Consider the following 18,011-nt stretch of genomic DNA (forward strand, 5'->3'; position numbering starts at 1 on the left):
GGGATTGTTTTAGCCTATTGAGGACGAGTTGAATACCATACGGTTTTAAAACTATTAATTTTGAACAGACAGAAGGAGAACAGAATGGAAACCGTTTTAAACTTTATCAATGGAAAACAAGTTGAAAGCCAAGGCGAAAAAGTTTGGCCTATTTTTAATCCGGCAACCGGCGAGCAAATCCGTCAGGTCAGAATGAGTACCGCAGATGAAGTGCTGGAAGCCACGGATATTGCTCATAAGGCATTTCCTGCCTGGGCGGCGACGTCTCCTTTACGCCGCGCCCGTATCTTATTTAAATTCAAAGAACTATTACAACGGGATTGGGATGATTTGGCTGCTATCATCACCCAGGAACACGGTAAAACCTTTTCCGATGCCAAAGGCGAGCTGACCCGCGGTCTGGAAGTGGTGGAATTTGCCTGCGGTATTCCGCACTTATTAAAAGGTGAGTTTTCCGAGCAGGCCGGCCGGGGCATTGATATTCATTCGACCATGCAACCGCTGGGCGTATGCGTCGGTATCACCCCGTTCAACTTCCCGGCGATGGTACCGATGTGGATGTTTCCTATTGCGCTGGCCTGCGGAAACACTTTTATTCTGAAACCGGCTAAAGCCGATCCCTCCTTGTCCGTACGATTAGCGGAATTGTTAAAAGAGGCGGGATTGCCTGACGGTGTGTTTAACGTGGTGCATGGCGATCGCCATGATAATGAAATTTTATTGCGCGATCCGCGCGTAAAAGCGGTAAGTTTTGTCGGGTCATCCGTCGCAGCGGAATACGTCCATAAAGTCGGTAGTGAATTCGGTAAACGGGTTCAGGCATTAGGTGCGGCGAAAAATCATGGTTTGGTTATGCCGGATGCCGATATTGACGCCACGGCAAACGCATTGCTGGGCGCCGCCTTCGGTGCTGCCGGCGAACGCTGTATGGCATTACCTATTGCGGTAACTATCGACGATGAAACAGCGGATAAACTGGTTGCCGCATTAAAACCAAAAGTAGAAGCCTTACGTTTCGGACCGGGAATGCCGAAAGACGGTGAAAAAGAAATGGATTTCGGGCCATTAATCAGCCGGCAGCATTTAAATAACGTCACTAACTATGTTAATAAAGGGGTTGAAGAAGGTGCCACTTTAGTGGTTGACGGCCGAGATAAAAAACCTGCGGGTTATGAAGACGGTTTTTATATCGGGCCTTGCCTGTTCGATCATGTCACGCCGGATATGGTGATTTATAAAGAAGAGATTTTCGGACCGGTGCTGGGTATTGTCCGTGCTGAAAACTTTAAACAGGCCATGAAACTGATCAATGAACATCCGTTCGGTAACGGCAGCGCCATTTTCACGAATAACGGCGCGGCGGCGCGTGAGTTCGCTTATCAAGTACAAGCCGGCATGGTGGGAATCAATGTGCCGATTCCGGTACCGATGGCATTCCATTGTTTCGGTGGCTGGAAAGAATCCGCCTACGGCGCATTAAATGTTTATGGCCCGGACGGCGTACGCTTCTACACCAAAATGAAAACGGTAACAACCCGCTGGCCGGATGTTGATATGAATACGCAGGCGGCATTCAGTATGCCTACATTATAACAATACGGTCAATGCGAAAAGAGAGCTTCCGGCTCTCTTTTCTATGCCCAAAACCGCTGGAGGAATTGATCATGAAAAAAATCAGAATCGGCTTAATCGGTACCGGTTATATCGGTCGTTGTCATGCTATCGCTTATGCTCAGGCGCCGACCGTATTTCCGTTGGATGCCGAATTAAAACTGGAATACCTGGCTGAAATCACGCCGGAACTTGCCGCACAAAAAGCCAAAGAATTCGGTTTTCGCCGCTCTACCGGCAATTGGCAGGATGTCGTTAACGATCCCGATGTTGATGTCATCGATATCTGTACGCCGAATTTTCTACACAAAGATATCGCGCTTGCGGCCATCGCCGCCGGAAAACATGTGTATGCCGAAAAGCCGCTGGCATTAACCGCCGCCGATGCAAAAATTATGTATGATGCCGCCCAGAAAGCCGGCGTAAAAACACTGGTCGGTTTTAACTATATCAAAAACCCGACCACTCAACTGGCGCGTGAAATCATCGAGCGTGGCGAAATCGGCAAAATCATCCATTTTTACGGCACCCATAACGAAGATTATCTCGCGGATGAAAACGCACCGCTTGACTGGCATTGTCTTAAAGCCAAAGCCGGGCTCGGCGCGCTGGGTGATTTAGCGGCACATATCGTACAAATGTCACAGTATTTGGTCGGCAGCGAGATAGAAAGCGTCATTGGTGATATGGAAACTGTCATCAAAACCCGTCCGGATCCGCGCAATCCGGCAACACGTTTGCCGGTGGAAAATGAAGACCAGGCCAGCGCACTTCTCCGTTTTGCCAACGGTTGCATGGGGACAATCGAAACCTCACGCATCGCCTGCGGACGTAAAATGGGATTGAGCTACGTGATTACCGGAACAAAAGGTACCCTCAGTTACACTCAGGAAAGAATGGCGGAGCTGAAGCTCTATTTACATGACGATGACCCGGCAAGACAAGGATTTAAAACGATTCTGACCGGCCCGCTGCACCCGGATTATAAACATTTCTGTGTCAGTGCCGGCCATGGTATCGGCTTTAATGATCAAAAAACGGTAGAAATTCGCGATTTAATCAACGGTCTGGCCAATGATCAAGCCATTTATCCCGATTTTGCCGAAGGCTTTAAGGTATCAAGGGTGCTGGATGCAATTGCGCTGTCATCCGTACAAAAAAGCTGGCTCAAGGTAAACGAGATCCTTTGATTTCGCTCCGTACAACCAAACGTCAATACTTCCCCGTATTGACGTTTTTTCTTATTAAATGATTAATTTATTCCAAACAAAAACATATCGGAAAATAGTTTTCAAAAAATAAGATCTGTTTCACAATTTCTTAACTTGAAGATTGCGGGCTGATCGGCTTAATGCTATACATATTCTCAGACATTTTGTTCTAAATTGTCTTATTTTGGAATTTATATTCACAACAAACCTCCCTGTGCAATATAGCGGTATCTCAGGATGTTATGTTTCAACTTATTCAAACAGGAGCAGCATTATGAAAAAAGCACTATTAGCTATGTTATGTGGTGGTCTCTTCTTAACATCTCAGCTTGTAACAGCAAAAAATATCGTTATCGGTGCGCCGATGTACACCTTTGCCGATAAATGGCAAACCTATTTGCAGGATTCCATTCGGGATTTTGATGCCAAACACGACGATGTCGAAATTAAATTATCCGATGCCAATGGTGATCCCGCCCGCTTATTAAACGACGTGGAAACCTTTATCGATCAAAAAGTGGATGCCTTATTAGTGGTGCCGACGGATCCGAACATCATTAAAGTTATCGGACGCAAAGCGCAAAAAGCCGGCATACCGCTGGTTATCGTCAACCGTAAACCGCATGACAGCGACATGCAGTATGTCACCAGTTATGTCGGTTCCGATGAAACCGAAGGAGGTCGGATCCAGGCCGATTATATTGTCAACGCGCTGGACGGAAAACTGTCACAGGCGATTATTCTTATGGGCGTGCTGGGTTTGGATGCAACGACAAAACGCACACAGGGCAATAAGGAAATTTTTGCTCAGCATAGCAATATCAAAGTGTTGACCGAACAGGAAGGCAAATGGGATCGGGCAAAAGGTTTGGAAATCGCCGAAAATCTGTTAGCCGCTCATAAGGGCATTAATGTGGTTGTCAGCAATAATGACGAAATGGCCATCGGCGCCATTCTGGCCAGCCGCAAACTCGGCATCAAGGACGAGGATATTCTGATTATCGGGCTGGATGCCACACCGGATGCCTTGGAATATCTGGGTAAAGGTCTGGACGCCACCGTGTTCCAATCCGCACAGGGACAGGGCGCAACCGGTGCCGAAATGGCCTATCTGGCGGCGAAAGGTGAAAAAGTACCGGCCATCAGATGGATACCGTTCGAACTGGTTACACCGGATAAAAAAGCGGAATATCAGGCAAAATACCAATAATGTCATCTCATTCTCCGGGCGCTGCCTATCTCTGGCAGCGCCTGATAAAAATTAGCCAAAAAACAACCGCACTTTAAAACCCATACCGAACATAAATGCTCAGCATTTCCCTCGGTATGAAATGAAGGAGTTACAGATGAATGATTCGAATCGTTCCCCTTACATTTTAGAAATGCGCAATGTGTCTAAAACCTTTCCGGGTGTCAAAGCGTTAAACGGCATTAATCTCAAAGTGAAGCGCGGCAGTATTCACGCCCTAATGGGTGAAAACGGCGCCGGTAAATCGACGTTGATGAAAATTCTGTATGGGATTTACACGCCTGACGCCGGAGGCGAACTGATTTTAGACGGGAAACCGTTCAGCCCCAATCGTCCCATCGACGCGATTCGCAGCGGGCTGACTATGGTGCCGCAGGAGATTTCACCAGCCGCCAATCTGACTATCGCCGATAATTTTTATTTAGGCCGTGAACTGACTTCAGGTCGATTTTTTTTAAACCAAAAAGCAATGGATAGTCACGCCGCCGCCATTTTGCAGGATCTCGGCGTGCCGATGGACGTCACCGTCAAAATGGCCGATGTTTCCGTTGCGAAAGCGCAGCTGGTCGCCATTGCCACCGCCGTATCCAACGATGCTAAAGTGATCATTATGGACGAACCGACAACCGCCCTGACCGAGAGCGAAGTCGAGCAGTTATATAAAATCATCGACACCGTAAAACAACGCGGTATTGCGATTATCTTTATTTCTCATAAATTAGATGAAGTGTTCAAAGTTTCCGACGAAATCACGGTGATCCGTGACGGTCAGTATGTCGGTACCAAACCGACTGCAACGGTCAGTAAAGATGAATTGATTACCATGATGGTCGGCCGCGATATGTCGGAAATGTTCCAGCGCGAACGCTTTCCGCAGTCTGATGAAGTCGTCGTCGAAGTGAAACATTTTACCCGTGCGGGCAAATATCAGGATATTAATTTCGAAGTTTATAAGGGAGAGATTTTCGGTATCGCCGGACTTGTGGGCGCGGGACGTTCGGAAATTGTAGAGGGTTTGTTCGGTTATAAACCGGCTGACAGCGGTGAAATTTATATTCACGGTCAAAAAGCGGTAATCAACAATCCGTTGGACGCGATGAAGTATAAAATCGGTTTTGTCACAGAAGATCGCAAGCTGACCGGATTATTCCTAAATCTGAATATTACCGACAATATGATTATGCCGAAAATGTCGCCTTATCTGGAAAATTTTCTGGTTTCCGTTACACGCGCAACCAAAACGGCCGATGAACAGAAAAACAAATTAAAAATCAAAGCGCCCAATGTTGAGGTGATCACCAATAACTTATCCGGCGGTAACCAGCAGAAAGTATTGCTCGCCCGCTGGTTACTGCTTGAACCGGATATTCTGATTCTGGACGAACCGACGAAAGGCATTGATGTCGGTGCCAAAGCCGAGCTGTATAAATTAATGGTGGAACTCTCCAAACAAGGCAAAACCATTATTATGATCACCTCCGATATGCTGGAACTGCTGTCTATGAGCGATCGGGTTATGGTGATGCATGAAGGCGCCCAGGTAGGCATTATTCCGCATCAGCAATTGACTCAGGAACGGGTGCTGGAATTAGCGTCGGGGCTGTCGCCGCAATAATCCGCCAAACACAAAACCGCTCTCAGCATAACAAATGGGGTATGTATTATGTCAAACGATACACTGAAAAAAATAATTAATGCCTATGGAATGATTTTTATTCTGATAGGTTTATTTCTGGTTTTATCCGTTTCTATCGACGGTTTCTTTTCCGCCCGTACGGTATGGAGCATTATTGAACAAGTCTCGATGTTCGGCATTATTGCCATCGGCGTCACCTTTGCGATCATTACCACCGGTATTGATTTGTCCTCCGGCTCAATGGTGGCGTTCACCGCCGTCGTTTCCGCCTCCATCGTCACCGGCGGCGATACCGTCAGTGCGGCCATTCTCGCTTTTGCGATTTCGTTGGCGCTGGGCGCGCTGATGGGCGCGATTAACGGCGGTTTAACCGCATTAGGTAACATTCCGCCTTTCATCGCCACCCTCGGGATGATGATCATCGCCCGTGGTGCGGCACAGCTTTATTCGGACGGACGTCCGATCGACGCCTCTTCGGAAGCCTTTACCTGGATTGCGGATGTCAATCTTTTCGGTTTGCCCGGTCTGGTTATTCTGTATATTTTAATCGTCATCGGATCGCATATTTTGCTCAGCCGTTCCACCTTCGGACGCCATGTTTATGCCGTCGGCGGTAACTTAAACGCGGCTAAAATCTGCGGTATCAATACCACGAAAACCCTTATCTGGGTTTACACGCTGGCCGGCGCGCTGTCCGGTTTGGCAGGCGCATTACTGGCGGCACGAACTTATGCGGGCAATCCGTCCTACGGTCTGGCGTGGGAATTGGATGCCATTGCCGCCGCGGTTATCGGCGGGGTATCGCTAAGCGGCGGTTTCGGTACCATCCCGATGTGCGTGATCGGCGCCTTAATTATCGGTACCACCAATAAAGGGCTGAATATGCTGGGGGTTGATCCGTACTGGCAGCAAATCGTCAAAGGTTTGATTATTGTCATCGCCGTCTTGCTCGACACCTTAAAACGGCGCAAAAAAGGCAGTTAATCCTTGGAATGCAAACGGTATTACATGTAATGTTGAGACTGCCTCACATTCATGCGGTGTAATACCGTTTATGCGGGAATTTCAGCAACATGCTCCAATATTTCCTGAATGACAACAAACATTCAATGTTTGAAAACAACCGTTTGCCGCAATTATTATACTTGTGCAACACGGAAACCATGCAGCGGAATTTTCCGCGCGTGCTGCACAAGCATGACGACCGGCTGGAAATCGTATTTATTGTCAAAGGCAACGGCAACCACCTTATCGGCGATGTCGCTTATCATACCAAAGCCGGTGATATTCTGATTTTCAACCGCGGCGTTCTCCACGACGAAATGGCGGCATTGCATTCCGATATGGCGGTATATTGCTGCGGTATCAAAGAATTACATCTCAAAGGGGCGGGAAAAAACCGCCTGTTCGATATCAGCGCTCCCGCCGTGATTGCCAGCGGTGACAAACGGCATATTATCGAACAGTTGCTAACCATCATGTTCAGCCAGATTAAACAACACGGCAATCAGGCAAGCGAAAGCTGCCGCTATGTCCTTGCCGCGTTACTGAGCATCATCGTGCAATTACCACGAGAAAATATCATATCGCTGCCCTTCAGAAAATTAACCTTAATTGACCAAGTCAAACATTATCTGGATGCGAATTACACGGAGCCGCTCAGCTTACCAACGATCGCCTCGCGCTTTAATGTCAGCCCGTTTTATCTCGCCCATCAGTTTAAACGGCAAACCGGATTCTCACTTATCCGTTATCTGATCCGCCGCCGTATCGGCGAAGCGCAGTCGTTACTGATTAATACCAATTACAGCATAACCAAGATTGCCGGTTTAGTCGGCTACGATGATGCAAATTATTTCAGTACATTATTCGGCAAAATGATCGGAATTTCCCCCACTCAGTACCGTGCCGCGTGGATCGGTAAAAAAGTGCGGTCATTTTTTTAAAAGTTTTATCATGCGCAGGATAACAAAGCCATCCTGTCGGATTTGTGCGCCATATCGCAAAAAAACCGTTTTTTCCGCCGCATAAATCGCAAGATCGTCAAGATCGCCTTGCTCGCCGTTTTATATACTTTAACCGATGAAAAACCAAAACGGAGTGAAGCTATGAGCATCAGAATTTCCACCGCACCTTGCTGCTGGGGTGTCGATGACCCGAAAAATCCCCATCTGCCGCCTTGGACACAGGTATTAACCGAGGCGCATCAAGCCGGTTATCAGGCAATCGAACTCGGCCCTTACGGTTATCTTCCCATTGATATCGAAACCGTTTCCGCCGCATTGATGAAACACCGTCTTCATATTATCGCCGGTACGATTTTTGACGATTTAATCACGGCGGACAATCAGGCCAAACTGATACAACAGACTCATGCTATTTGCCGCTTGATTACCCGCCTCCCGCAGGCGCCGGCAACAGCGGGACAAAAATTTCCGGCCCCGTATTTAGTGATTATCGACTGGGGACATGACGAACGCGATTACGCCGCCGGTCATCCGGATAAAGCCCCTCGTCTGGCGAAAAATCTATGGCAACAAATGCTCTCGCATATTAAAACGCTGGCGCAAATCGCCGCAGATTACGGGGTACGGGCGGTCATTCACCCGCATGCCGGCGGCTATATTGAATTCGCCGATGAAATCGATGCCATTGTTCAGGCGATACCTTATGAATCGGCCGGTTTATGTTTAGATACCGGACATTTATGGTATTCCGGCATGGCGCCGGTGGATTATTTGCGTCAATACGCCGCTTGCCTAGATTATGTGCATTTCAAAGATATTAACCCGACGGTTTATGCGCGGATAATGCAGAAAAAAATCCGCTTTTTCGACGCCTGCGCACAGGGCGTGATGTGCCGTATCGGTGAAGGCTGTATTGATTACCGCAAAGTGCGGTCGGTTTTATGTGAGGAATTGGATTATCACGGCTACATTACGGTTGAGCAGGAGCGCGATCCGCGTAACGCGGCAACCAGTTTGCAGGATGTCAGAATCAGCCGTGATTACTTAACCGCTATCGGATTTTAAGGAGCCTATTATGATTTATGGTGAAAAAACCGTAGAACGCCCGATTCGTTGGGCAATGGTCGGCGGCGGCCGCGGCAGTCAGATCGGTTATATCCATCGCTGCGCCGCACTGCGGGATTTCAGTTTTGAGCTGGTTGCGGGCGCCTTTGATATTGATGCGCAGCGCGGCAAAGATTTCGGTAAAAATCTGCATGTGGATGCGACACGCTGTTATCCCGACTATAAAACCCTGTTTGCCGAAGAGGCAAAACGCCCTGACGGTATTGAGGCCGTCTCCATCGCCACACCGAACAACACGCACTTCGATATTTGTAAAGCCGCACTGGAAGCCGGCTTACATGTGATTTGCGAAAAACCCCTGTGCTTTACTTATGCACAGGCCAAACAGCTGGCCGCACTGGCCGCCAAACAACAGCGCATAGTGGGGATCACTTACGGTTATGCCGGCCATCAAATGATCGAAGAAGCCCGCCGCTTAATTGCCGACGGCGCATTAGGCGAAATACGCATTGTGAATATGCAGTTCGCCCACGGTTTCCATCATGTGGCGGTTGAAAACAGCACGGCAAGCACAAAATGGCGCGTTGATCCGAAATTTGCCGGCCCAAGCTATGTACTGGGCGATGTCGGCACTCATCCGTTATACCTTTCCAAAGTCATGTTGCCGCATCTCAAAATCAAGCGCTTACTTTGTACCCGGCAAAGTTTTGTACCAAGCCGCGCCCCGTTGGAAGATAACGCCACAACCTTAATGGAATACCACACAGGCGCGGTGGCGACGGTCTGGTCCAGTTGCGTAAACTGCGGTTCCATGCACGGGCAAAAAATCCGGGTGATCGGCGAAAAAGCCAGCCTTGAATGGTGGGATGAGCAGCCGAATCAATTACGTTTTGAAGTGCAGGGCGAACCGGTACGGATTTTAGAACGCGGTATGGGCTACCTGCATGACAGCGCGCAGCAGGAAGATCGTATCGGCGGCGGACATCCCGAAGGCTTATTTGAAGCCTGGGCAAATTTATACGCCCGCTTTGCCAAAGCAATCGCCGCAAACGCGCAAGGAAAAGCAACCGATTTCTGGTATCCCGATATCCGCGCCGGTGTCGAAGGCGTGCGCTGGGTGGAAAACTGCGTGAAATCCGCTGATGCCGGCGGCATCTGGGTTGATTATGAATAACAGCAAAAGGAGAAAACGATGAAAATAGCATTTGATGTGGATGTGCTCGCCAAACAAATGAGCATCAGCGATATGGTTTATCAGGTGGCGGATTGGGGATACCGGTATATCGAACAGTCGCCCCATCCCCGTATCAATCCGTTTTATAAACACCCGTTATTTTCCCGCGAATGCGAAAAAGAATACCGCACCGCGTTACAGCGTACCGGTGTGGCTATCTCTTCTTTTATCGTAGTCTATCGCTGGTCCGGTCCGAGCGAAGAACAACGCCGGCACGCCGTGGCAAACTGGAAACGGATGCTCGAAATTGCCGATAGCATGGATGTGCGCGTGATTAATACCGAACTGTCCGGCGACCCCCATCAACCTGAACTTTGCAACGGCATGCTATTCCGTTCGCTGGATGAGTTAATGCCGTATTTCGAAAAATACGCTATTCGCTGTGAAATTCAGTCTCATCCTTATGATTTCTGCGAGCTGAATAATGAAACCTGCGATATCGTCAAATCCTATCGTTCGGATTATCTCAAATACGTTTATTCCGCACCGCACGGCTTTTTCTACGACCGCGGCAAAGGCGACGTCCGCGCCATGCTGGCATACGCCGGCGAGGATTTATCCCATGTGTTATTTGCCGATACTTACAACCAAACCATGGATTGCCGCTATATTCTCAATCCGCCGCAAACCGATGCGGTCGTTCATCAGCATTTACCGATGGGCGAGGGCGATGTGGATTTCGAAGGGATTTTCGAGAGCTTAAGAAACATGGATTTTTCCCACCGCACTTATCCGGTCGGCGGCGAAGCCATCGCCTGCGTTTCTATGTTTGGATTTGCCGAAAAAATGGCCGTCGAAGCGCCGAAAGCCAGAGAACGGATTGAGCAGGAATTGTTAAAATAACGGTTAATCGCGGCGTTGCAAAAAAGCGCCGCGTTTTTATTTCATCCGATTTTGTGAAATCCATCTTATTTATCCCGACAATTTTCCCTTTCTGAAAAATTTTTATCCAAATTAGACAAGCCGTTTTTGTTCTTTTTCTTAATATAACCAGTGAAATACGGCGCCGTTTCTAATCAAACTAAGGAGATTATGATGAACATTGACAGATCCCGTTTTTGTATCAACCGCAAAATCGCTCCGGCATTAAGTATTGAAGCGTTTTTTCAAGTCGTGCAAAAGTGCGGTTTAAAAAAAGTAGAAATCCGTAATGATATGCCGAGCGGTAAAATACTTGACTCGCTCAATGCCGAACAATTTAATCGCTTGGCCGAAAAATATCATATCGAAGTGGTGACGATTAACGCACTTTACCCGTTCAACTTAGTTGCGGCAAGAGAAGCAGTGACACAAAAAGCAATTGAAATGCTGGAAACCGCGCAGCAAATCAATGCCGAAGCGGTGATTATGTGTCCGTTTAATGAACCCGATATGCGCAATGAGCAGCAACGCCAGTCGGAAACACTGGATTCCATTGATTATTTCAGCACATTGTTTGCCAAATACGGTATTAAAGGACTGATTGAACCTTTAGGGTTTCCGGTCAGTTCCCTGCGTTCTTTCAATCTTGCCGGCAAACTGATCAAACAAGCAAATTCACCGTTTAAACTGACGTTAGACACTTTTCACCATCATTTAGCCGGATTACCGCTCGAGAATTATGCCGCTACGGTCGATATTAACCAGATCGGTTTAGTTCATCTTTCCGGTGTGGAAGATAATCGTCCGACTGCACAACTGACCGATGAAGAACGTATCATGCTCAGTCCGGCTGATGTGCTGAAATCCAAAGAACAGGTTATTGAACTGGAAAAACTGGGCTATCAGGGCATTTATTCATTCGAACCCTTCGCTTCCGGTCTGAATAGCTGGGATGCCGCAGCGGTAGAAAAAGCGATCAATGCCAGCATTGATTATCTTTGCAGCGAATAAACCTATTGTAATCACTAAGGAGTCAAAGATGACATTGAAAATCGGTGTAATCGGTACAGGTGCTATCGGACAGGAACATATTGAGCGGTTAAGCAAAAAATTAATCGGCGCTCAGGTTGTTGCCGTTAATGATATTCACGAACAAAATGCACAATCGGCAATTCAGCGGATTGGCATTAACGCATTATTTTATTCGGATCCGTATGCGTTGATAAACTCCCCCGAGGTGGACGCCATCGTGGTTACCTCTTGGGGGCCGTCACATGAAGAATTCGTGTTGGCATCCATTGCTGCGCACAAGCCTGTGTTCTGTGAAAAACCCCTTGCGGTAACCGCGGAAGGCTGTAAAAAAATTGTCGAAGCGGAAATGGTTTATGGTACGCGGTTGGTACAGGTGGGATTTATGCGCCCGTTTGACCGCACTTACCGCCAACTGAAAGCGGCACTGGATGCCGGAGAGATCGGACAGCCCCTATTACTGAATTGCAAACACTTTAATCCGGCGGTCGGTGATAGCTACAAAACCGATATGGCTATTGTGGATACCTTTATTCATGAGCTGGATGTGCTACGCTGGCTGCTTAACGAAGATTATAAATCTGTCCGCGTTATTTATCCGCGTAAAACGACAAAAGCAGCCACCCATTTAATGGATCCGCAGATCGTCATTCTGGAAACCCAAAGCGGCATCGTGATCAATACGGAAATTTTTGTTAATTGCCAGTACGGATACGATATTCAGTGTGAAGTCATCGGAGAAAACGGCATCGCTTATCTGCCGGAGCCGAATCAGGTTATATTCAGAAAGGCGGCTAATTTGCAACGCGGTATCTTAACGGATTGGAAGAAACGTTTTATTGATGCCTATGATGTGGAATTACAAGCCTTTATTGATAACGTGAATTCCGGCATATTCAGTCAGGGAGCAAGCGCATGGGACGGTTATGCGGCGGCCGTTGCCGCAGATGCCTGTGTGAAAGCCCAGCAAACAGGTAAATCGGAATCCATCAACATGCCGGCCACACCGGATTTTTATCAATAAACGCCCCATCCTAAAAGCAAACGGACTAATAGACTAATTAGTCCGTTTTTTGTTATATTGAAATAAATATTTTTATTCTTACAGGGTAGCGATATGGATACTTTTTCGTATGAAGAATATTTTCAAAATGACAATACATTATTTGCTTTCAGTTATACCGACCCGGAAAACAATGAAATTGAACATACGCATGAATTTAATGAACTGGTAATCGTAGATAAAGGATGCGGCGTTCAGGTTTTTAATGGCGATCTCTATTTTATTCAGGAAGGTGATATTTTTCTGGTAAAAGAAGGTGACAGGCATTTTTACAATGAACTGGGAACGCTGAAGCTAATGAATTTACAGATTAATACCCGTTACCGGTTTCAATATCTACAACAATTTGAAGCAATTCTTGAACAAACCTATGTAAAAAACGGTGAAAATTTCATATGGTTAATGCCGAAAGATAAAGATTTCTGCGTAAATCTCATTCGCCGGATACCGCAAATTTACCGCCAGCCGGCACCGATAGCCTGCTTTCAGGCTGAAACGGCGTTTATGCAAATATTGAGCACGATTATGCTCAGTCACAGCTCGATTCAACATAGCAGTACCCAGTATAAAATACGGAATATCTTAATTTATCTGCAACGAAACTATGCGCAAGAAATTGATTGGCTGGTATTGTCCGATCTGTTTTTCATTACCTACAAAACGATGACGCGAAAACTGAAAGAACTGACAGGCATGACGCCGGTCAATTATCTGAACCGGCTGCGACTGCTTTCGGCCCGCGACAAATTACGTCACAGCGACGATTCGGTTACGGATATCGCCGGCTTATGCGGCTTTAATAACAGTGATTATTTCGCCAAATGCTATAAAAAACATTTCGCCCTTTCACCGTCGGACGAAAGAAAGAACTACTTATAAAATAAAACCTTTCCTGAAAATATCGGGCATTCACAGTTTGTTTAAATTTGTGAACTGCATCTTTTCGACCCTAATTATTTCGCCCTCGGATAAAGATTTTTATCCAAATCGAACAAGAGAACATTCACTAAATTCTCCTAAGATAACCTTAGTATTAGCCAAGCTAATGTAAGGAGAAAACGATGAAAATAGCATTTGATGTGGATGTGCTCGCCAAACAAATGAGTATCAGCGATATGGTTTATCAGGTGGCGGATTGGGGATACCGGTATATCGAACAATCGCCCCATCCCCGTATCAATCCGTTTTATAAACACCCGTTATTTTCCCGCGAATGCGAAAAAGAATACCGCACCGCTTTACAGCGTACCGGTGTGGCTATATCTTCTTTTATCGTGGTCTATCGCTGGTCCGGGCCGAGCGAAGAACAACGCCGGCACGCCGTGGCAAACTGGAAACGGATGCTCGAAATTGCCGATAGCATGGATGTGCGCGTGATTAATACCGAACTGTCCGGTGACCCCCATCAACCTGAACTTTGCAACGGTATGCTATTCCGTTCGCTGGATGAGTTAATGCCGTATTTCGAAAAATACGCTATTCGCTGTGAAATTCAGTCTCACCCTTATGATTTCTGTGAGCTGAATAACGAAACCTGCGATATCGTCAAATCCTATCGTTCGGATTATCTCAAATACGTTTATTCTGCACCGCACGGCTTTTTCTACGACCGTGGCAAAGGCGACGTCCGCGCCATGCTGGCATACGCCGGCGAGGATTTATCCCATGTGTTATTTGCCGATACTTATAACCAGACCATGGATTGCCGCTATATTCTCAATCCGCCGCAAACCGATGCGGTCGTTCATCAGCATTTACCGATGGGCGAGGGCGATGTGGATTTCGAAGGGATTTTCGAGAGCTTAAGAAACATGGATTTTTCCCACCGCACTTATCCGGTCGGCGGCGAAGCCATCGCCTGCGTTTCCATGTTCGGGTTCGCCGAAAAAATGGCCGTCGAAGCCCCGAAAGCCAGAGAACGGATTGAGCAGGAATTGTTAGCCGGATAGTTTCTGCATTTATTCACAACACGAATACCTTAACGGTGATTTACCGGCATATTTCGCATATGCGGGTAAAATCATGCGTTACCTTTTCTAACTTGAGCCAGCAAGGACATCATCATGCAAGCACATAACAATGCCACTAAAAGACATAATCTCGCCTATATAATGAGAATCAGCGCCGTTGCTTCTCTGGGAGGTTTGCTGTTCGGTTATGATACTTCTGTGATATCAGGTGCAATCGAATCACTGAAAATCTTTTTCAACCTCAGTCCGCTTGAAACCGGTTGGGCGGTTTCCAATGTTGTCATCGGCTGTGTCTTTGGCGCACTGATTTCCGGAGAGGTCGCCCGAAAATTCGGACGCAAAAAAGCGTTGATCATCGCCGCCTTACTCTTTACCGTCAGCGCGATCGGTTCCGCTGTCGTCAATAATTTCGCCTGGTTTGTGGCTTATCGGATGATCGGCGGTGTTGCAGTCGGATTAGCCGGCGCAATATCGCCGATGTATATTGCCGAAGTTGCGCCCAAAGATTACCGCGGCACCGCATCGTCAATGAATCAGTTTGCCGTCGTCTTCGGACAGATCCTGATTTTCTATATAAACTACAAATTAGCACAGGGTATGACGCAGGAATGGCTGGTCCATTCAGGCTGGCGCTATATGTTGGGTTCGGAAATTATTCCTTGCCTGCTATTTTGTCTGGTTATCGGATTTATTCCGGAATCTCCGCGCTGGAATGCGATGCGAGGCAGAGATGATCTCGCTCTTGCCACCCTCACGAAAATCTCCAATCCGCAACATGCGCGCAATTTATTGGTAGAAATCAAACAATCCATGCTGAAAGACGGGCAAAAGCAGAAACAAAAACTCAATTTCAAACGACCCGGTACATTGTTTATCCTCTCGGTGGCCTGTGTGCTTGCCGCATTACAACAATTAAGCGGCGTCAACGTAATGATGTATTATGCACCGACCGTCCTGAAATCCATTACCGGTAATATTGAATCGGCCATGTTCCAAACGATCTGGATAGGCGTGGCTCAGTTAGCCGGCATCACGATCGGTGCAATTCTGTTCGACAAAATCGGACGCCTGCCGTTAATGAAAACCGGCGCTCTCGGTGCCGCTGTCGGATTATTAATCACATCTTACGCTATGTACACACAAAATCCCGGTTATCTGGCATTATTCGGTATGATCTTTTTTATGATCTTCTATGCGTTCTCCTGGGGCGTCGGTATGTGGGTTCTCATTGGCGAGATTTTTCCGAACTATATGCGCGCGCAAGGCATGGCAATCGCCGTCGCTTTTCTATGGCTGTTTAACTTTATCGTCTCGCAGGGCTTCCCGATGATGAACGAACATCCCTATCTGCTTGAAAAATTCCACGGTGCGTTTCCGATGTGGCTGTTTGCCGGGTGCTGCATTATCGGCTTTTTCTTTATCCTGCGCTATTTTCCTGAAACTAAAGGTGTATCGCTGGAAAAAATGGAAGAAATTATGCTGGCGAAACAGGCGAACCGTTGACATAAGAAATTATGTATCCATAACAAGGTCGTTTAAATGTTAACCGGATCACAAAGCAAGCAAATTATTTTTCTTTTTCATTGACAAAAAAGATCGGCAAAAATATATTTTGGCGAAATAAAAATTTCTTAAAATAAGAATAACGAAAAATAATTTTCAAATCTATCTTGATAAGATTAACTAAAATCAATATTCCGGAGGATAACATGAGCTTTACCACATTCAGCATTCCCAACAAGATTATACACGGTGCGGACGCGCTAAATTATCTGTCGGTCTTACAGGGCAAGCGCGCAACCTTAGTGACCGGCGGCAGTTCGATGAAACGCTTCGGTTTTCTGGACGAGGCACAATCACTGCTTGAAAAGGCGGGCTTTGAAGTGCAGATTATCGACGGTGTCGAGCCGGATCCGTCGATCGAAACCTGTATCCAGGGCGGACATAAGATGGCTGAATTCAATCCCGACTGGATCATCGCTATCGGCGGTGGTTCGCCGATGGATGCGGCTAAAATCATGTGGGTTTACTATGAATATCCCGATTATGATTTTAATGAGCTGGTTAAGTTTAATTTCCCGACACTGCGCACCAAAGCCAAACTGATCTGTATTCCTTCCACCAGCGGTACCGCGTCGGAAATCACCGCCTTCAGCGTAATTACGGATACCCAAAACGCCGTAAAATATCCGCTGGTCAGTCCGGATATTGTTCCCGATATTGCGATTTTGGATACGCGGCTCCCGGCCAAAATGCCGCCGTTGATTACCGCACAAACCGGCATGGATGTGATGACCCATGCCATTGAGGCTTACGTTTCAAGCGCAGCGGATGATTTTACCGATCCCTATGCGGTAGCCGCTATCCGTCTCGTCTTTGAATATCTGGAAACTGCGGTCAATGAACCGGACAATATGCTGGCAAGAGAAAAAATGCACACCGCCTCGACCATTGCCGGTATGGCATTCAGTAACTGTTCGCTCGGCATTGTACACAGCATGGCACATAAAATCGGCGGACAGTTTCATTTAACACACGGCGAAGCTAACGCATTGATTTTACCTTATGTTATTCGGTTCAATCGAAAAGCAACGGATAAATACGCACGTTTGGAAGCCTTATTGCATATTGATCAGCTTGAACAGGCGATTTTCCGATTAAACCGACGTGTGGGTTTACCACGTTCAATCCGGGCAAGTCAGAATACGGAGATTCCCGAAACCGCATTTTTGGCCGCCGTCGACCGCATGAGCCGGCTTGCCGTTGAAGACGCTTGTACATTAACCAATCCGAGAAAACCAACAGCCGATGATATTAAAGCCATTTACAAAGCGGCCTATTACGGTCATGAACTGGAAATATAATGCAACGTTTTTCGTTTCCGGCAAAGCGCTTAATTTGATAACAGCCGTTTTCAATGCAACTAAAAGTATGGTATCCGCCATACTTTTATTGTCAGCGGAAAGCGAATGAGGATTTAACGATATTGATTTCACAACCGCCGGATCTCGAAAATTTGATCACTGCCACAAAAATGAAATTTATTTTTCATTTATATTCCATTTGGAATAAAGATGTGATTATATAACCTGAAAGTCGAGTCAGTTATTATCAG

Annotated in this window: 15 protein-coding genes; all 15 read left to right on the top strand. The window is 46.9% G+C overall.

What is annotated here, in order from left to right:
* Positions 1-84: 84 nt before the first annotated feature.
* The 15 genes from ACESOH_RS02590 (at position 85) to ACESOH_RS02660 (ending at position 17,760) form a co-directional block, all read left to right on the top strand.
* The gene (locus ACESOH_RS02590; RefSeq protein ID WP_373099483.1) at positions 85-1,593 is read left to right on the top strand and encodes a CoA-acylating methylmalonate-semialdehyde dehydrogenase; all 1,509 of its coding nucleotides are present in this window, start codon (positions 85-87) and stop codon (positions 1,591-1,593) included.
* A gap of 71 nt (positions 1,594-1,664) precedes the next feature.
* The gene (locus ACESOH_RS02595) at positions 1,665-2,801 is read left to right on the top strand and encodes a Gfo/Idh/MocA family protein (RefSeq protein WP_373099484.1); all 1,137 of its coding nucleotides are present in this window, start codon (positions 1,665-1,667) and stop codon (positions 2,799-2,801) included.
* A 295-nt stretch (positions 2,802-3,096) separates the two neighbouring features.
* Complete coding sequence (locus tag ACESOH_RS02600; RefSeq protein ID WP_373099486.1) at positions 3,097-4,032, top strand: sugar ABC transporter substrate-binding protein; 936 nt, start codon at positions 3,097-3,099, stop codon at positions 4,030-4,032.
* 136 nt (positions 4,033-4,168) lie between these two features.
* On the top strand, positions 4,169-5,686 hold the full coding sequence (locus ACESOH_RS02605; protein WP_373099487.1) for a sugar ABC transporter ATP-binding protein: 1,518 nt from the start codon (positions 4,169-4,171) through the stop codon (positions 5,684-5,686).
* Between the two features lie 48 nt (positions 5,687-5,734).
* The gene (locus ACESOH_RS02610; RefSeq protein ID WP_373099488.1) at positions 5,735-6,691 is read left to right on the top strand and encodes an ABC transporter permease; all 957 of its coding nucleotides are present in this window, start codon (positions 5,735-5,737) and stop codon (positions 6,689-6,691) included.
* Positions 6,692-6,870: 179 nt separating this feature from the next.
* A complete protein-coding gene (locus tag ACESOH_RS02615; protein ID WP_373099490.1) occupies positions 6,871-7,653 on the top strand; it encodes a helix-turn-helix transcriptional regulator in 783 nt (260 codons plus the stop codon).
* Between the two features lie 162 nt (positions 7,654-7,815).
* Positions 7,816-8,739 carry a TIM barrel protein gene (locus ACESOH_RS02620; RefSeq protein WP_373099492.1) on the top strand — a complete coding sequence of 308 codons (924 nt, stop codon included), beginning with the start codon at positions 7,816-7,818 and terminating at the stop codon, positions 8,737-8,739.
* A gap of 10 nt (positions 8,740-8,749) precedes the next feature.
* Complete coding sequence (locus ACESOH_RS02625) at positions 8,750-9,913, top strand: Gfo/Idh/MocA family protein (protein ID WP_373099493.1); 1,164 nt, start codon at positions 8,750-8,752, stop codon at positions 9,911-9,913.
* Between the two features lie 18 nt (positions 9,914-9,931).
* Positions 9,932-10,816, top strand: coding sequence for a sugar phosphate isomerase/epimerase family protein (locus ACESOH_RS02630; RefSeq protein ID WP_373099495.1), 885 nt, complete (start codon positions 9,932-9,934; stop codon positions 10,814-10,816).
* A gap of 192 nt (positions 10,817-11,008) precedes the next feature.
* On the top strand, positions 11,009-11,845 hold the full coding sequence (locus ACESOH_RS02635; RefSeq protein WP_373099497.1) for a TIM barrel protein: 837 nt from the start codon (positions 11,009-11,011) through the stop codon (positions 11,843-11,845).
* 28 nt (positions 11,846-11,873) lie between these two features.
* Entirely contained in the window at positions 11,874-12,887 is a 1,014-nt protein-coding gene (gene iolG / locus ACESOH_RS02640) for a bifunctional inositol 2-dehydrogenase/D-chiro-inositol 1-dehydrogenase (RefSeq protein WP_373099499.1), read from the top strand.
* A gap of 93 nt (positions 12,888-12,980) precedes the next feature.
* Complete coding sequence (locus ACESOH_RS02645) at positions 12,981-13,805, top strand: helix-turn-helix domain-containing protein (RefSeq protein WP_373099501.1); 825 nt, start codon at positions 12,981-12,983, stop codon at positions 13,803-13,805.
* A 182-nt stretch (positions 13,806-13,987) separates the two neighbouring features.
* Positions 13,988-14,875, top strand: a complete 888-nt coding sequence (locus tag ACESOH_RS02650; protein ID WP_373099503.1) for a sugar phosphate isomerase/epimerase family protein — start codon at positions 13,988-13,990, stop codon at positions 14,873-14,875.
* A gap of 114 nt (positions 14,876-14,989) precedes the next feature.
* Positions 14,990-16,399, top strand: coding sequence for a sugar porter family MFS transporter (locus ACESOH_RS02655; protein WP_373099504.1), 1,410 nt, complete (start codon positions 14,990-14,992; stop codon positions 16,397-16,399).
* Between the two features lie 206 nt (positions 16,400-16,605).
* A complete protein-coding gene (locus ACESOH_RS02660; RefSeq protein ID WP_373099505.1) occupies positions 16,606-17,760 on the top strand; it encodes an iron-containing alcohol dehydrogenase in 1,155 nt (384 codons plus the stop codon).
* The last annotated feature ends 251 nt before the right edge of the window (positions 17,761-18,011 follow it).

Origin of the sequence: Necropsobacter rosorum (assembly GCF_964241405.1) — a bacterium.
GTDB lineage: Bacteria > Pseudomonadota > Gammaproteobacteria > Enterobacterales > Pasteurellaceae > Necropsobacter > Necropsobacter rosorum.

Excerpts from the sequence above, each read along its gene's own strand:
- ACESOH_RS02590 (WP_373099483.1), top strand. The coding sequence starts at position 85 with ATGGAAACCGTTTTAAACTTTATCAATGGAAAACAAGTTGAAAGCCAA.
- ACESOH_RS02595 (WP_373099484.1), top strand. The coding sequence starts at position 1,665 with ATGAAAAAAATCAGAATCGGCTTAATCGGTACCGGTTATATCGGTCGT.
- ACESOH_RS02600 (WP_373099486.1), top strand. The coding sequence starts at position 3,097 with ATGAAAAAAGCACTATTAGCTATGTTATGTGGTGGTCTCTTCTTAACA.
- ACESOH_RS02605 (WP_373099487.1), top strand. The coding sequence starts at position 4,169 with ATGAATGATTCGAATCGTTCCCCTTACATTTTAGAAATGCGCAATGTG.
- ACESOH_RS02610 (WP_373099488.1), top strand. The coding sequence starts at position 5,735 with ATGTCAAACGATACACTGAAAAAAATAATTAATGCCTATGGAATGATT.
- ACESOH_RS02615 (WP_373099490.1), top strand. The coding sequence starts at position 6,871 with ATGCAGCGGAATTTTCCGCGCGTGCTGCACAAGCATGACGACCGGCTG.
- ACESOH_RS02620 (WP_373099492.1), top strand. The coding sequence starts at position 7,816 with ATGAGCATCAGAATTTCCACCGCACCTTGCTGCTGGGGTGTCGATGAC.
- ACESOH_RS02625 (WP_373099493.1), top strand. The coding sequence starts at position 8,750 with ATGATTTATGGTGAAAAAACCGTAGAACGCCCGATTCGTTGGGCAATG.
- ACESOH_RS02630 (WP_373099495.1), top strand. The coding sequence starts at position 9,932 with ATGAAAATAGCATTTGATGTGGATGTGCTCGCCAAACAAATGAGCATC.
- ACESOH_RS02635 (WP_373099497.1), top strand. The coding sequence starts at position 11,009 with ATGAACATTGACAGATCCCGTTTTTGTATCAACCGCAAAATCGCTCCG.
- iolG (WP_373099499.1), top strand. The coding sequence starts at position 11,874 with ATGACATTGAAAATCGGTGTAATCGGTACAGGTGCTATCGGACAGGAA.
- ACESOH_RS02645 (WP_373099501.1), top strand. The coding sequence starts at position 12,981 with ATGGATACTTTTTCGTATGAAGAATATTTTCAAAATGACAATACATTA.
- ACESOH_RS02650 (WP_373099503.1), top strand. The coding sequence starts at position 13,988 with ATGAAAATAGCATTTGATGTGGATGTGCTCGCCAAACAAATGAGTATC.
- ACESOH_RS02655 (WP_373099504.1), top strand. The coding sequence starts at position 14,990 with ATGCAAGCACATAACAATGCCACTAAAAGACATAATCTCGCCTATATA.
- ACESOH_RS02660 (WP_373099505.1), top strand. The coding sequence starts at position 16,606 with ATGAGCTTTACCACATTCAGCATTCCCAACAAGATTATACACGGTGCG.